The 15,454-nt window shown below is 43.9% G+C and carries 14 protein-coding genes; 1 reads left to right on the forward strand and 13 read right to left on the reverse strand.

The genetic code is table 11. The annotated features are described in order from the left end of the window. Positions 1–91: 91 nt before the first annotated feature. Positions 92–1,552 carry an IMP dehydrogenase gene (guaB, locus tag JCM16456_RS12170; RefSeq protein ID WP_068714709.1) on the reverse strand — a complete coding sequence of 487 codons (1,461 nt, stop codon included), beginning with the start codon at positions 1,550–1,552 and terminating at the stop codon, positions 92–94. Between the two features lie 208 nt (positions 1,553–1,760). Between guaB and xseA the strand changes: the two genes are divergently transcribed. Continuing rightward, positions 1,761–3,095, forward strand: a complete 1,335-nt coding sequence (gene xseA / locus JCM16456_RS12175) for an exodeoxyribonuclease VII large subunit (protein ID WP_068714711.1) — start codon at positions 1,761–1,763, stop codon at positions 3,093–3,095. Positions 3,096–3,130: 35 nt separating this feature from the next. Here the strand turns inward: xseA and JCM16456_RS23315 are convergent, their stop codons facing one another. The 12 genes from JCM16456_RS23315 to iscX all read right to left on the reverse strand — a co-directional run bounded on the left by JCM16456_RS23315 (position 3,131) and on the right by iscX (position 15,442). Beyond that, positions 3,131–3,349 carry a zinc ribbon domain-containing protein gene (locus JCM16456_RS23315; protein ID WP_082712300.1) on the reverse strand — a complete coding sequence of 73 codons (219 nt, stop codon included), beginning with the start codon at positions 3,347–3,349 and terminating at the stop codon, positions 3,131–3,133. Positions 3,350–3,656: 307 nt separating this feature from the next. Then, entirely contained in the window at positions 3,657–4,559 is a 903-nt protein-coding gene (locus JCM16456_RS12180; protein WP_068714713.1) for a hypothetical protein, read from the reverse strand. Positions 4,560–4,622: 63 nt separating this feature from the next. Continuing rightward, entirely contained in the window at positions 4,623–6,107 is a 1,485-nt protein-coding gene (gene der, locus JCM16456_RS12185) for a ribosome biogenesis GTPase Der (RefSeq protein WP_068714716.1), read from the reverse strand. A gap of 152 nt (positions 6,108–6,259) precedes the next feature. Beyond that, positions 6,260–7,420: an outer membrane protein assembly factor BamB gene (bamB, locus tag JCM16456_RS12190; RefSeq protein ID WP_068714717.1), complete on the reverse strand. Its 1,161-nt coding sequence runs from the start codon at positions 7,418–7,420 to the stop codon at positions 6,260–6,262. Positions 7,421–7,434: 14 nt separating this feature from the next. Then, positions 7,435–8,049 (reverse strand): YfgM family protein, encoded by a 615-nt coding sequence (locus JCM16456_RS12195; protein ID WP_068714718.1) that lies wholly within the window; start codon positions 8,047–8,049, stop codon positions 7,435–7,437. Positions 8,050–8,091: 42 nt separating this feature from the next. After that, positions 8,092–9,357: a histidine--tRNA ligase gene (gene hisS / locus JCM16456_RS12200; protein WP_068714719.1), complete on the reverse strand. Its 1,266-nt coding sequence runs from the start codon at positions 9,355–9,357 to the stop codon at positions 8,092–8,094. A gap of 25 nt (positions 9,358–9,382) precedes the next feature. Beyond that, on the reverse strand, positions 9,383–10,507 hold the full coding sequence (ispG, locus tag JCM16456_RS12205) for a flavodoxin-dependent (E)-4-hydroxy-3-methylbut-2-enyl-diphosphate synthase (RefSeq protein WP_068714721.1): 1,125 nt from the start codon (positions 10,505–10,507) through the stop codon (positions 9,383–9,385). Positions 10,508–10,516: 9 nt separating this feature from the next. Beyond that, positions 10,517–11,515 carry a cytoskeleton protein RodZ gene (gene rodZ / locus JCM16456_RS12210; protein ID WP_068714723.1) on the reverse strand — a complete coding sequence of 333 codons (999 nt, stop codon included), beginning with the start codon at positions 11,513–11,515 and terminating at the stop codon, positions 10,517–10,519. Positions 11,516–11,833: 318 nt separating this feature from the next. Then, on the reverse strand, positions 11,834–12,955 hold the full coding sequence (locus tag JCM16456_RS12215; protein WP_068714725.1) for a bifunctional tRNA (adenosine(37)-C2)-methyltransferase TrmG/ribosomal RNA large subunit methyltransferase RlmN: 1,122 nt from the start codon (positions 12,953–12,955) through the stop codon (positions 11,834–11,836). A 188-nt stretch (positions 12,956–13,143) separates the two neighbouring features. After that, positions 13,144–13,572: a nucleoside-diphosphate kinase gene (gene ndk / locus JCM16456_RS12220; RefSeq protein WP_068714727.1), complete on the reverse strand. Its 429-nt coding sequence runs from the start codon at positions 13,570–13,572 to the stop codon at positions 13,144–13,146. Positions 13,573–13,768: 196 nt separating this feature from the next. Continuing rightward, the gene (gene pepB / locus JCM16456_RS12225) at positions 13,769–15,052 is read right to left on the reverse strand and encodes an aminopeptidase PepB (RefSeq protein ID WP_068714729.1); all 1,284 of its coding nucleotides are present in this window, start codon (positions 15,050–15,052) and stop codon (positions 13,769–13,771) included. Between the two features lie 195 nt (positions 15,053–15,247). Further along, entirely contained in the window at positions 15,248–15,442 is a 195-nt protein-coding gene (iscX, locus tag JCM16456_RS12230; RefSeq protein ID WP_068714731.1) for a Fe-S cluster assembly protein IscX, read from the reverse strand. Positions 15,443–15,454 lie beyond the last annotated feature (12 nt).

Raw genomic sequence — 15,454 nt, forward strand, 5'->3', positions numbered from 1 at the left:
CTTACCAGCTAAGTTTAGAAACGGAGGCGAGTCTACCCGCCTCCTATTGAGTCTTCAAGCAAAAAAGCAAACGTTTACTATCGCTGTATAATTAAGCGCGGTAGTTAGGTGCTTCTTTTGAAATTTGTACGTCGTGAACGTGTGATTCTTTGATACCAGCACCAGAGATACGAACAAACTGCGCTTTAGTACGTAGTGTTTCAATATCTGCAGAACCAGTTAGACCCATACAAGAACGTAGACCACCCATTTGTTGGTGAACGATCTCTTTCAAACGGCCTTTATAAGGAGTACGACCTTCAATACCTTCCGGTACTAGCTTGTCTGCTGCGTTATCAGATTGGAAGTAACGGTCTGAGGAACCTTTAGACATTGCACCTAGTGAACCCATACCACGGTAAGACTTGTATGAACGACCTTGGTAAAGGATGATTTCGCCAGGGGCTTCTTCAGTACCAGCAAACATAGAGCCAACCATCACACATGATGCGCCAGCAGCAATCGCTTTAGAGATATCACCAGAGAAACGGATACCGCCGTCACCAATCACTGGAATGCCGTATTCGTCAGCAACAGCAGCAGCATCAGCAATAGCGGTTACTTGAGGAACACCAACACCAGTTACGATACGAGTAGTACAGATTGAGCCTGGGCCGATACCTACTTTAACTGCGCTTACGCCTGCTTCGATAAGTGCACGAGCACCTTCAGCAGTTGCAACGTTACCACCGATGATATCTAGATCTGGGAATGCTGCGCGAGTTTCACGAATACGTTGTAGAACGCCTTCAGAGTGACCGTGTGAAGAGTCGATAAGTAGAACGTCCACACCCGCTTCAACAAGAGCAGCAACACGTTCTTCATTACCAGCACCAGCACCAACAGCAGCACCAACACGTAGACGACCGTGCTCATCTTTACATGCGTTTGGTTTACGTTCTGCTTTGTGGAAATCTTTTGCAGTGATCATGCCTTTTAGTTGGAACTCTTCATTCACAACCAGTACTTTTTCAACACGAGCACGGTGCATACGTTCTTGAACTTCTTCGCGAGATGCACCTTCAGTTACTGTTGCTAGGCGGTCTTTCGGCGTCATTACTGCTGAAACAGCTTTAGTTAGGTCTGTCACGAAACGAACATCACGACCCGTAATGATACCAACTAATTCGTTGTTTTCAGTAACAACTGGGAAACCAGCAAAACCGTGTTTTTTAGTCAATTCCATTACATCAGCAATGGTAGCTTCTGGACGAACGGTGACAGGATTTGTCACAACACCAGCTTCGAAGATTTTCACTTGGTGAACTTGCTCAGCTTGCTGTTCAATAGACATGTTTTTGTGAATGAAGCCGATACCGCCTTCTTGCGCTAGAGCAATGGCAAGGCGTGCCTCTGTAACTGTGTCCATGGAAGCTGAAATCATTGGAATATTCAGCGTGATGTTTTTAGTCAGACGAGTGCGAAGATCGGCTGTGTTAGGAAGAACAGTTGAGTGTGCTGGGACGAGTAAAACGTCGTCGAAGGTAAGAGCTTCTTTTGCAATTCGTAGCATGTGCAATATCTCACAACAAAGGTGTTAAAAGGTAAGAAACCACTTTATCGTTTCGCATAATAAAGGGATTCATAATTGATATTGCGAACGGATTATACGCCCTGCGCAATCGCTTGACCACACATTTTTTTGTTTTTTATTTGCAATTCCCCCCTTGCTATGTATTATATTGCCGCTAACTTCCATACTAACGTCTTGGGAATCAGCTTTGTCCTCTCTTGCTAATCAGAATATCTACACTGTTTCACGTCTAAACGCCGAAGTTCGCTTACTGCTTGAAAATGAGATGGGAATTGTCTGGTTACTCGGTGAAATATCTAACTTTTCTGCGCCTGTTTCCGGGCACTGGTACCTCACACTAAAAGACTCTCGTGCACAAGTAAAAGCCGCTATGTTTAAGGGCAGCAATCGCTTTGTGCAATTTAGACCACAAAATGGTCAGCAAGTCCTGGTAAAAGCACGCTTATCTCTTTACGAGCCTCGTGGTGATTATCAAATCATCATCGAAAGTATGCAGCCTGAAGGCGACGGTCGTTTGCAGCAAGAGTTTGAAAAACTTAAAATGCAGTTAGCCGCGGAAGGTCTATTTGCCCAAACGCTAAAACATCCTTTACCAGAACATCCCAAACGTGTGGGTATCATCACCTCTAAAACTGGCGCGGCATTACACGACATTCTAAATGTCTTAAAACGTCGAGATCCTAGCCTGCCTGTCATTATCTATCCAACGATGGTTCAAGGTGATGAGGCCGCCATTCAGATCGCTCAAGCGATTGGTCGTGCAAACAGTCGTAATGAATGCGATGTACTGATCGTTGGTCGCGGTGGCGGTTCGTTAGAAGATCTCTGGTGTTTTAACAACGAAATTGTCGCCCGAACCATTGCGGCAAGCCAAATACCGATCATCAGTGCTGTAGGTCATGAAGTGGATGTCACCATCGCCGATTTCGTAGCCGATGTACGTGCTCCAACACCATCAGCAGCGGCCGAATTAGTGAGCCGCGACAATAGCCACAAAATGCAGGCGTTTTTTAATGCTCAGCAAAAACTGGTCAATAGCTGGCGCTATTACTTATCGCAACAAAAGACACAGCTAACCCAACTGAATTATCGGCTAGATAAACAGCATCCGATGTATCGTTTAGAGCGTCAACAGCAGCGTTTGGATGAACGGGAAATGCGCTTGAAACAAGCGATATTGAAACGCTGTCAGCAAACTCGCCAGCATTTGGCGCGGCAAGAGTATCGCTTACAACTGCAGTCTCCCGTTAAACGTCTTACACAGCAAAGACACCAGTTGGCCATAACAGAACAAAAACTACTAGAAGCAATGCAGCGCTCTCTACTTAAAAAACGTTATCAATTTGGTATGTTGGCAGAAAAACTCGATACCGTAAGTCCGCTATCAACACTTTCTCGTGGTTACTCCATTACACAGAATGCACAAGGTAAGGTTGTACGTAGCGCGCAAGAAGTTAACGTCGGAGATACTCTCATAACTCGTCTTGCCGATGGCGAAATCCATTCAACCGTCGACCAATAATCTCTCTTGAGTTTCAAGGAGGCGTTATTGCCTCCTTAATTTGTCACAAATTCAATTCTCACTCGCGATTTAGACTTTAGCTCATTGCACTGTGGGCAGAAATAACTCACCGCACCACACGCCTGTAGCTTTTCCATCTGCGCATCGCAATCAGGGCAGTGAACCAGTTTTTTATAATGCTTCTGACACTGTTTACAGAGATATTCTCCATCCCAACTCAGTTCTTCCTGACATTCTGGGCACAAATTACTCATTGATCTTACCTAATACCTTATAGATAAAGCCATTTAACGAGATCCATAACACAACATAAATGATCTACATCACACTTTACTGCAAAATTATGGCTAGTAATTACACAAACCAACCGGATCATGAGCAGGATCGTAGGCTGATCTTATGCTTTATACACTTTGATCAGCGATCTGCACGAAAAAGAACTTTTATATAACCACATCCCGAAAGCATAAGTTACATGTTCTGTATTTCAATTTATAGCAATATAAAATATCGCAATTATATATAATGAACCTAATAATTAGCATTTAATAAAAGGATCATTTATTCAGATCGAGCTTTTACATTGGTGTGTATTTCGAGGTTCTGTGCATCTATCTGCCTAATTATAATGCGGATTGACGCAAAATCACTCAGAGATCTTGCATGGGTACCACCACATGGGATCGTAGCCACAGAATCTTCGTCTAAGCGACATTTCCAGTAACGCGATTCCGTTAGCACTGTTCCTTCACAGATCAAATCAATCGTACTTCCTAATTCGATCCAACTCGCAAGTTGTTGATTCACTGAATCCTCAATGAATTGAAGATCCGCACTAAACACCTCAGTATTAAACCCACGCTTACGTAAAGTTTTACCTAATCGATAACCAACAATGGCTTGATGAGGCAGTATTTGACTTGATGACTGAGCATAACGATGAAAATCCCAATGGTTGAGAGAATCTTTCATCTCAGCGTCTTTACGCCAATAGGTTTCCTTCCCTAGCACTTTGTTCAAAGCAAGGCTTGTAAGGTGTTCAGCGCTGTGAGCCAAGCTCAGTTCTTTCTGGTGTATGGCATCCACCTCTAACAAAAGGTCTTGCCCAAGCTGAAAACCATGACCAGTACCTTCGATACGATGTACCACGACAAAAACCCAACCTTGCGTATCACGTTTTACCGAAATCGCTTTATCAACCTCAAGCTTACCTGATTCAATCTCGACGGCCCCAGTTAGGCAATCCACTACTGAAAAGCGACTGTCGTTAATAAGCAACGAGCCTTGATCTGCAGGATGATCTGGCCATAAATGACTGACTGGATGAAAGTTAGAACTTAGTGTAACAATGTCTGTATAGGACTCCCCTTCCTGTATTGCCATAATCGTTGTTTTAACGGGTTCACTCGAGTAAGGAAAGGTGACCTCAGTAGGTACTAACTTGGTGTGGGCGTAGGTTGACATGTGGGCTCCTTTATCAAAAGCCCAGAATAGCAAAAAGCCCAAGAAACTTGGGCTTTTTTGTGATTACTTTCTACGAGATTTTACTGCGCTCATCAGACGCTTACGTTTACGCTCTTGCGATAACGTCAGTTTATCACCCTTATTCTCAAATGGGTTTTCACTGCTTTGGAACTGGATACGAATTGGCGTACCCATGATTTCCAATGAACGACGGTAGTAGTTCATCAAATAGCGTTTGTACGCATCAGGTAGTTCATTCACCAAGTTACCGTGAATCACAATGATTGGCGGGTTATAACCACCAGCGTGAGCGTATTTCAATTTCACACGACGACCACGTACCAAAGGTGGCTGGTGATCTTCGGTCGCCATTTTCATGATACGCGTCAGAACTGAAGTACCAACACGTGTTGTAGCTGACTTATATGCTTCTTGAACAGATTCAAATAAGTGACCAACGCCAGTACCATGCAATGCAGAGATAAAGTGAATACGAGCAAAATCAACGAAACCAAGACGGCGGTCTAGTTGCTTCTTCACACTCTCTTTCACATCAGTAGAAAGACCATCCCACTTATTCACAGCGATAACAATTGAGCGACCCGCATTCAGAGCAAAACCTAACAAGCTCAAATCTTGATCAGATAGGTTTTCACGTGCGTCAACCACTAGCAGAATCACGTTAGCATCTTCAATCGCTTTCAGTGTTTTAACAACTGAGAATTTTTCGACTGTTTCATTGATACGTTTACGACGGCGAACACCTGCAGTATCAATCAATACGTATTCACGACCATCACGTTCCATCGGAATGTAGATAGAATCGCGTGTTGTTCCGGGCATGTCATAAACAACCACTCGTTGTTCACCCAAAATACGGTTAGTTAGCGTCGATTTACCTACGTTTGGACGACCAATGATCGCCAACTTGATTGGCTGATCTTGCAGACGTTTAAATTCTTGTTCTGCTTCTTCTTCAGAGTACTCTAGTTTCTCTTCATCAGTATCTTTAAACTGAGTCAAATCTTCTAGACCCTCGTCTTCTTCAGACATCGCTTCTGCAAGAGGATTCAAAGCGCGATCGATCAACGCATTGACACCACGGCCATGAGCTGCAGCAATTTGGAACATTTTATCCATGCCCAGTTGCCAGAATTCAGCACTTGCTGCTTCTGCATCAATACCATCAACCTTGTTGACTACCAAGAATGAAGGCTTTTCAATTTTACGTAAATGATTGGCGATCGCTTCATCAGAAACGGTCAAACCTGCACGACCATCAACAAGGAAGAGCACAACGTCAGCTTCTTCAATCGCGGCAAGCGACTGTTCAGCCATTTTGGTTTCTACACCCTCTTCACTGCCATCGATACCACCAGTATCGATCACAATGAACTCATGCTCACCAAGTTGAGCACGTCCATATTTACGGTCACGTGTTAGACCAGGAAAGTCAGCGACCAATGCATCCCGTGTGCGAGTGAGTCGATTAAATAGCGTTGATTTACCAACGTTAGGACGCCCAACAAGAGCAACAACAGGTACCATAATAACCTCTACAAATCTTCGTTCTTATGTAGTTATAGGTAAAGATTCTCTCTCTAGAATTAATTTTTACCTAAAATCACATTTAATTTAATACCAATAAAACGGCTCCTAGCTGTTTCCAACCAGGAGCCGTTTGTGAATTATATCACGATTTATTGTTTAATCGTCAGTTTCTTTACAGAACCATCACGAGTCACAACGATAAATCCGTCGTCTACAGCAAGAGGGGCAACCGCAAAGCCGCTGCTATCAATATCCTCTTCTGCAACGAAGTCGCCTGTATTAGGATCGAGCCAATACAGATAACCTTGTGCATCACCAACAACAATATAACCATCGATGACTGCAGGCGGGGTCAGTAGTCGGTTTTCCAACTTGGTATTTTTCCAAAGTTCGGTACCACTACGCGCATCAACAGCCACTAGGTGATCATTATCAGTCACTAAATAGAGAGAGCTACCACTGGTCGCCATGTTTTTCGACGATGAGTAATTACGCTTCCACACAGGGTTACCAGAACGCAAATCAATAGCAACGAGCTGGCCGTTAAAACCGATAGTGTAGAGGTTCGACCCAATCAACAATGGAGAAGCATCAACATCAACCAAACGATCGATCTCGGTCGCTCCTTTTGGTTGACCAATTGGTTGTTGCCAAATCAACTGACCACGCTCAACGATAGCTGCCGCAAGACGACCAGAAGGTGTTCCCCAGAACACGCCGCCAGAAAAAGCAACGGGTTGACTATCACCACGCAAAGTTAACGTCGGAACTTCGGTATTAATGACCCAAGCCTGCTTACCATCCTCATGATCAAGCGCGACCAAAGTACCACGACTGGTATTGAACATTACAAGGCTGTTATCAGTAGCTGGTGCAGCTAACACTTCACCATCAACTTTTGCAGACCACTTCTTCTCGCCTGTTTTTTCATCCAGAGCGAAAACAACACCATTTTCACTGCCAATGTATATTAGCCCATAAGCAGCAGAAATACCGCCAGAGAGACGCGCAGTATCGTCCTCTTCTAAGTCCGTTTCCCACAGCGTATCGCCTGTTTTTGGATCGAGTGCTTTAACCAATCCATCACGAGCAGCAACAAACACTTTGTCGTAATTCACCACTGGAGTCAGTTCAGAAAAGTACTGACCAACACCAGAACCAATTGACGCACTCCAATCTGTGTTTGAAGAAAATTGGTTTTCCACTTGTGGTACAGGTGCCATAACCACGTTATCTTCTTCACCAGCACAGCCAGCCAACAGCCCCAATACAGACATCGACAGCAGTACCTTGTTGAACATCTTATTCATCAACTCAGGTTCCCTTATTTGGCTAGATCGTCCAGTTTCATCTGTAGCGTTTGACTAGCATCATGAGCTTGCTGTGCTTCAGTATATGCAGTGTAAGCACCTGACGTATCACCTTTACGCATCAGTACATCACCGCGCAATTCAGCAACACGTCCAGTTAGGCTTTGATCTTTAATACCATCTAAGGTTTTCAATGCTTCGTCATATTTGCCAAGTTCAGTTTGAACTCGAGCAACACGCAGTGTAATCACAGCATTTAATGCCGTATCATCAGTATGTTGTTGAGCCCATTGAAGTTGAGTTAGAGCATCGTCTAATTTACCCGCTTCAATTTGAACTTTAGCCAGCTGAGTAGCTGCCAACACTGCATATTGAGTATCTTTGTTTGCATCGATGTAGTTCTGAATATCTTGATCCGCTTTTACGCCTTGCGCAGCAAGAGTCTGAACAACTTTGGTGTAATTCGCCGATGCTGATTCTTGTTCAGCCACCATAGAGTCATGGTAATAACGCCAGCCAAATAGACCACCAAGACCGATCACCGCGCCGATAACAACAGCAGTACCGTTCTCTTTCCACCAATCTTTGATCGCTTCGACTGTCTGTTCTTCAGTATCGTAGAGTTCCACTTCCTGTCCTTCTTAAATAAGATGTCTCAACAATTAGTACGTTTAGACGAGATGATTCAATTGAGCTGCAACATCAGTCAGTGCAACGGTAGTTTGTTCGCCACCAGCGAGGTCTTTCAGTACTACTGTACCTTGAGCAACTTCGTCTTCCCCAAGAACTAAAGCAACAGCCGCACCGACTTTATCCGCACGTTTAAACTGCTTCTTGAAGTTACCGCCACCGAAGTGATTCATCACTCGTAGGCCTGGTACTTGTTCACGTAATGTTTCAGCAAGTTTCATACCTGCCATCATAGTACCTTCACCACCCGTCACAATGTAAGCATCAACGGCACGACGAACCTCTTGGTTACCCAAGGTTTCCATCATCAGTACTAAACGCTCAAGCCCCATGGCAAAACCAACTGCTGGCGTTGCTTTACCACCAAGTTGCTCGACCAAACCGTCATAGCGGCCACCACCACATACTGTACCTTGAGAGCCTAAGCTTTCAGTCATCCACTCAAATACTGTACGGTTGTAATAATCTAAGCCACGTACTAAACGTTCATTTACGGTGTATTCGATACCAGCAGCGTCAAGAAGTTCACACAGACCTGCAAAATGTTGCTTAGATTCTTCATCTAAATAGTCTGACAACTTAGGTGCATCGCCAAGAATTGCTTGGATATCTTTGTTTTTCGTATCAAGAACACGCAACGGGTTAGTGTACATACGACGTTTAGCATCTTCGTCCAACACCTCTTCGTGTTGTTCAAGGAAAGCGATAAGAGCGGTGCGATAGTTACCACGCGCTTCCAGAGAACCGATAGAGTTCAATTCCAAACGTAGGTGTTCTGCAATACCGAGTTCACGCCAGAGACGAGCCGTCATCATAATCAATTCTGCATCGACGTCTGGACCATCGATACCGAACACTTCCACACCACATTGGTGGAATTGGCGGTAGCGACCTTTCTGCGGACGTTCGTGGCGGAACATTGGCCCCATGTACCATAGGCGCTGTTCTTGATTGTAAAGTAAGCCGTTTTCAATACCAGCGCGCACACAACCGGCGGTACCTTCAGGACGTAGAGTCAGGCTGTCACCATTATCGTCAAAGGTGTACATCTCTTTCTCTACTACGTCGGTCACTTCACCAATCGCACGTTTGAATAGATGAGTCATCTCAACGATTGGCATACGCACTTCGCTATAGCCGTAAGCGCTAATTACATTTTTTACAATGCCTTCCACTTTTTGCCAAAGCGGAGACTGAGTTGGGAGGCAGTCATTCATGCCTCGAATTGCTTGGATAGTCTTAGCCACAATACTTACCGTAATATCGTTGAGATTAATCGTTGTCTAGTTGCTGTACATCGATGCGATTTTTTTCATCAAGCATCGCAGCTTTAGCGCGAATTTTAGATTCAAGTTGGTCGATCAGGTTATCGTTATCGAAACGTTCTTTCTGACGCACGCCATCTTCATAAAGCGCACTTTTCTTGTTGCTGCCAGCAAGACCTAGATGAGCAGCTTCGGCTTCACCTGGGCCATTAACAACACAACCGATGACCGATACATCCATAGGAGTTAACACATCTTCAAGACGTTGCTCCAAGGCGTTTACTGTGCCAATGACATCAAATTCTTGGCGTGAACATGTTGGGCAGGCAATAAAGTTAATGCCACGAGATCGAATACGTAGAGATTTAAGAATGTCGAAACCAACTTTAATTTCTTCTACAGGATCAGCAGCCAAAGAGATACGCAATGTATCGCCAATACCTTCCGACAGGAGTAGGCCGAGGCCCACTGCAGATTTAACCGCACCAGCTCGAGCGCCACCTGCCTCTGTGATACCTAAATGCAAAGGTTGATCAATTTGTTTTGCTAAGAGGCGATATGCGTCTACTGCTAAAAAGACATCTGATGCTTTAACGCTAACTTTGAATTGTTCGAAGTTCAACCGATCTAAAATGTCCACATGGCGCATCGCGGATTCCAACAAGGCTTGCGGAGTTGGTTCGCCATATTTTTCTTGAAGATCTTTCTCTAGAGAACCGCCATTAACACCAATACGAATTGGAATGTTTTTATCACGCGCACAATCAACAACAGAACGAATACGGCTTTCATTACCGATATTGCCTGGGTTAATACGCAAACAATCCACGCCATACTCTGCCACTTTTAACGCAATGCGATAGTCAAAGTGAATATCCGCAACCAGCGGAACAGAGACTTGCTGCTTGATAAGTTTGAATGCTTCTGCGGCGTCCATTGTTGGAACGGAGACGCGAACGATATCCGCGCCGACTTTCTCTAGTGATCGAATTTGAGCAACTGTCGCATCCACGTCAGTTGTTCGGGTATTCGTCATAGACTGAACGGCGATAGGTGCACCATCGCCAATGGGTACATTACCCACATAAATACGTGTCGATTTACGACGTTTAATTGGAGACTCGTGCTGCATAGTAATTGTCTAAGGTAAGGTCAATCTTGCTACTTTGCCTGAAGTATACCGAGAAAGGTCGACAGGTTCACTCGCAAATGTCATTTGAACTGCTTCTGGAGCACCCAAAACAACTTTAAATGGCTTATCGCCACGCAAGTTCAATGACTGACCTTCTTTTTTGACACCAATCGCCAATGTCTTACCGTTCGCGTCGGTAACTTGAATCCAACAATCGGCAGAAAACACCATGGTCATTTCTGCAGGATCAGAAATTGCGGCTGGTGCTGGAGTCTCAACCACAGGTGGTTTAATTGGTGTTACTTTGGTTTGAGTAGACTCAACAGGCTTCGATGGTGCTTCTTGTTGCACCTCAGGAACCTCATCTTTCGTGGCGTCTACTTCTGTAGATTCATCCGCATTAGAACTTTCTGGTTCAGTGCTCTCTGTATCTGAGATTTCTGAATCAGCACTATCTTGCTCCTGACTCAGAGAACTTACTGTTGCAAAATCATCGTCTTTTGCGGCATCGGTTTGTGAATTATCATCTGCTGGAGAGGCAGGTTCCGTCTGTAGCGATGGTTTAGGCACCTGTGGAGACAAAGTATCTTGATGGCTATTTTGCCACCACCATAATGACGACATACCAATTAATATGATCAAAATGCCCCAAGTTAATACCATGATGCGCTGATCGTGTTGTTCACGCTTGGTCTTTTTAGAAAAACTCTGCATTGGTTGTTCTTTAGGTACAACTTGGCAATGCTCTTGATAAGATTCAAGAATTTCTTTATCCGTAATACTCACAGCTTTTGCGTAAGAACGAAGATAGCCGCGGGTAAAGGTAGCGACTTGCTCTGAATCGAATTCATTATTTTCGATACTAATGATGATGGATTCTTTTAAGCGTAAACGAGCAGCAATCTCTTTCTGGCTTAAACCTAATTCTTCCCGTTTATTTTTCAACAACGTTCCTGGTTGTAACGTGTTGCATTCCTTTTGAATGTCGTCTTGCTGTTCTGTATTCATCCGCGATATCAATCTCGTATTTTGATGTCCAAGTCAAAAGCCAGCTTATCGATTTTTATTAGAGTTAGTTTTAGCTGTAACTCAAGACTTCAACAAGGTGAAACTTTTCCAACGCTATTAACTAGCGATGTCTCAAATTTAATTTTGAGAATAGTGAATCATTCTAATAGATATTAGACGTTAAACAACAATGAATTGGGCAAGAAATTGCAAACTGGTCAAGGTTTTTCGTTAATTTAACAATTTGAGCGACCAAAATAGACTCAAAATGATAAAAAACAGGCCAGATAAAATCTGGCCTGTTGATAAAGTGTTCGCTTAAAGTGCTTTCACTGGAATAGCGAGAGCGTCGGCTTCTTTCGCTTTTGTCCGTTTGGTACGGTCGATAACGTCCCCGACCAACTGACCACAAGCTGCGTCGATATCATCACCACGCGTTTTACGAATCGTTACTGTATGCTCATATTTCATGAGTGTTTTTTGGAAGCGGTCAATGCGAGAGTTGCTTGGCTTCCCGTAAGGTGATCCAGGGTAAGGGTTAAACGGAATCAAGTTTATCTTACATGGCGTACCTTTCATTAGGCGCGCTAATTCTTCCGCATGCTCTGTACCATCATTCACATGGTCAAGCAGAACATACTCTACCGTCACCTTACCACGGTTAGCATTGGACGTTGCAAGGTAACGACGGACAGTTTCTAAGAAAGTGTCGATATTCCAACGATCGTTGATCGGCATAATATCGCTACGCAACGTATCATTTGGTGCGTGCAAAGAGATCGCCAAAGCGACGTCGATTCTACCAATCATTTGCTCTAGACCAGAGACAACACCAGAGGTCGAAACAGTCACACGACGTTTTGATAGACCAAAGCCAAGATCATCCAACATGATCTCCAACGATGGAATTAGGTTTTTCATGTTCAATAGTGGTTCGCCCATCCCCATCATTACCACGTTGGTAATTGGGCGACGACCGGTCTCTTTTTCTAAACCGATTTCGCGAGCAGCACGCCATACCTGACCAATGATTTCAGATACACGTAAGTTACGGTTAAAACCCTGCTGAGCTGTGGAGCAAAATTTACATTCCAGTGCACAACCTACCTGAGATGATACACATAAGGTAGCACGGTCTTCTTCTGGGATGTAGACAGTTTCAACGTCTTGGTCGCCTACACGCATAGCCCATTTAATGGTGCCATCAGAAGAGTGCTGTGCTGCCGAAACGTAAGGCGCACGAATTTCACATCTTGCGTGTAGTTTTTCACGTAACTTTTTGTTGATGTTACTCATCTTATCAAAGTCATCACAACCAAAGTGATAAATCCACTTCATTACCTGATCGGCACGAAATGCTTTCTCACCTAGTTCTTCAGCGAAAAATGCACGCATGCTAGCGCGATCAAAGTCGAGTAGATTGACTTTCTCAATTGTCATGAAGGCCTCTCAAAGATGGAACGATAATTAAGGGCGCGAATTGTACAGCCTTTATTCAGCAACAACAAGTGCCGCAAGCCCTCGTTTTTTCTATGGTAATGACAACTCATTGATTAAAAAACAACCAAAGATATTCTTTGCTAAAAAAAAGCTCCCTGCAAGGGAGCCTTCTTATCAAAATCACAAAATTAAGGACGGGGACAAATTTCCGCAGCAGGGAAAAAGAACTCAATTTCACGAGCCGCTGACGTTGGGCTATCACTACCATGAACCGAGTTTTTACGCATGCTGAGAGCGTAGTCGTTACGCAATGTACCACATGCAGCTTCTTCTGGATTCGTTTTGCCCATCAGCTCACGATAACGTGTAATTGCGTTTTCACCTTCAAGTACTTGAACCATTATTGGGCCAGAGGTCATAAACGCTTTTAGGTCATCAAAAAAGGCTTTACCTTCATGTTCAGCATAAAAGCCACTCGCCTGCTCTTCGGTTAGATGTACCATTTTAGCAGCAACAATACGCAAGCCCGCCTTTTCCATACGATGGTAGATTTCACCAATCAAATTACGTTCGACGGCGTCTGGTTTGATGATAGAGAATGTTCTTTCTAGAGCCATAAGATGTTTTTCCTTCTCGTTTTGATTTTATAGTTTTGTTTACTCAACCCTGAGATTGGCCAAAATCAAGCTGGCTACGACAAGCATAGATAACTTGTTGTATTTTATGTAATGAAATTCATCACAAAAGACAATAAAAGGGCGAATGAACAGGCGGCACAAGACCGCCTGTGGCTGACTTCATTAGGATAACGACTTATTTCATCAAAATATTAGCTAGGGTTTTAACACCAATACCTGTTGCACCAGCAGCCCATTTATCAGTAGATGACTTACGATAAGTAGCAGCACAGTCTAAGTGTAACCACCCTTTCTCGTACCCCTCGACGAAGTAAGATAGGAATGCAGCCGCTGTGCTTGCACCAGGAACATAATCACCAGAGGCAATATTAGACATATCCGCAAAGTTTGATGGCAACATATCACGGTGGAAGTCACACAAAGGTAGAGGCCATAGGCCTTCGTTTTCTTCTTTCGCAGCTGCGAGCGCTTTATGTGACAGTTCATCATCAAAGCTTAGTAGTGCGTGAAAATCATTACCAAGAGCATTCTTTGCTGCACCAGTTAGTGTTGCACAGTCAACAATGATCTCTGGGTTTTGCTCACTTGCGTAAATTAAGCCATCAGCTAGCACTAAACGACCTTCAGCATCCGTGTTCATCACTTCAACTGTTTTACCGTTTTTATAAGTGATAACGTCACCCAATTTAATAGCGCGACCTGAAATCATATTTTCAGCACAGCAAAGAATCAATTTAACACGCTTATTAAAACCACGTAAAATAGCCAGAGCAAGCGCGCCAGTTACTGTGCCTGAACCACCCATATCTGACTTCATTGATGTCATGAAGTTAGAAGGTTTGATACTGTAACCGCCTGAGTCAAATGTGATGCCTTTACCAACAAGACAAGCATACACTGGCGCGTCTTCTTTACCGGTTGGGTTGAAATCTAGCTGCAACATTGCAGAGGTGCGTTCTGAACCACGACCAACCGCATAAATCCCTTCCCAACCTTCAGTGAGTAGGTCTTTATCTTTAACGATTCGGTAAGTGACATGTTCTGGCGCGAGGGATTTAATAAAATCACCAGCCATAGTTGCTAGTTGGCGAGGTGCCACTTCTTCTGCACTTTTGTTGATGATGTCACATGCCCAATCAGTTGCTTTGATGCGCGCATTTAATTCGTTTTGATCAGCTTCAGCCAATGCTGTCCATTCTAGCTGATTGCGTTTTTTAGGGTCGCGATAACCTTGATAGAAAGCCCAAACCTCTTCTAGGTTCCAACCTTCACCAGCGAGTACAACTTGACGAAGACCTTGGCCATCAAATTTGCGCGCAGCGCGTTGAATCGCAACAAGATCATTTTCACCTTTTAGATGAATTGTCGCACCTTGTTCTGTGTAAGAAAGTAGCGCACCTTCTCCCCATTGAGGCTGAGCACTATCTGTGCTGATAAAAACAGACATCTGTGTAGACATGGTTTCTCCTTGTCTTATAAATATGGCTTTAACCTATGCCATTTAGTAAGTAATGCTTTGATGGTAGCATTTTGCTCAAGCAAAATGTCAACTCTGTTTAAGCGGGTCAAATAGACAAAAACGGACCCTAGGGTCCGTTATATTGCTTTAAAACGGCGAACTCGCCTAGATTAACTTCCGAATTATCGGAAATATTTAATCTAACTCGTCCATCCAGCACAAAATGATCGCTTCCAATATTTTCTCATTGGAACGCTCTGGATCATCATCGAAATCTTCCAAGTCCATGATCCACTGATGCAAATCGGTAAAACGAACGTTTTTAGGATCAACATCAGGGTACTGTTCACACAGCTCTATCGCGATATCAAGCGAATCTGTCCACTTCATAATCATTTCCGT

This window comes from Vibrio tritonius, from assembly GCF_001547935.1.
In the GTDB taxonomy this organism is placed as follows: domain Bacteria; phylum Pseudomonadota; class Gammaproteobacteria; order Enterobacterales; family Vibrionaceae; genus Vibrio; species Vibrio tritonius.

Bases quoted from the DNA above. Each gene is read 5' to 3' on its own strand.
- iscX (WP_068714731.1), bottom strand. From the start codon at position 15,442: ATGAAGTGGACAGATTCGCTTGATATCGCGATAGAGCTGTGTGAACAG.
- der (WP_068714716.1), bottom strand. From the start codon at position 6,107: ATGGTACCTGTTGTTGCTCTTGTTGGGCGTCCTAACGTTGGTAAATCA.
- ispG (WP_068714721.1), bottom strand. From the start codon at position 10,507: ATGCAGCACGAGTCTCCAATTAAACGTCGTAAATCGACACGTATTTAT.
- JCM16456_RS12215 (WP_068714725.1), bottom strand. From the start codon at position 12,955: ATGACAATTGAGAAAGTCAATCTACTCGACTTTGATCGCGCTAGCATG.
- ndk (WP_068714727.1), bottom strand. From the start codon at position 13,572: ATGGCTCTAGAAAGAACATTCTCTATCATCAAACCAGACGCCGTCGAA.
- guaB (WP_068714709.1), bottom strand. From the start codon at position 1,552: ATGCTACGAATTGCAAAAGAAGCTCTTACCTTCGACGACGTTTTACTC.
- rodZ (WP_068714723.1), bottom strand. From the start codon at position 11,515: ATGAATACAGAACAGCAAGACGACATTCAAAAGGAATGCAACACGTTA.
- JCM16456_RS12180 (WP_068714713.1), bottom strand. From the start codon at position 4,559: ATGTCAACCTACGCCCACACCAAGTTAGTACCTACTGAGGTCACCTTT.
- JCM16456_RS23315 (WP_082712300.1), bottom strand. From the start codon at position 3,349: ATGAGTAATTTGTGCCCAGAATGTCAGGAAGAACTGAGTTGGGATGGA.
- bamB (WP_068714717.1), bottom strand. From the start codon at position 7,420: ATGAATAAGATGTTCAACAAGGTACTGCTGTCGATGTCTGTATTGGGG.
- pepB (WP_068714729.1), bottom strand. From the start codon at position 15,052: ATGTCTACACAGATGTCTGTTTTTATCAGCACAGATAGTGCTCAGCCT.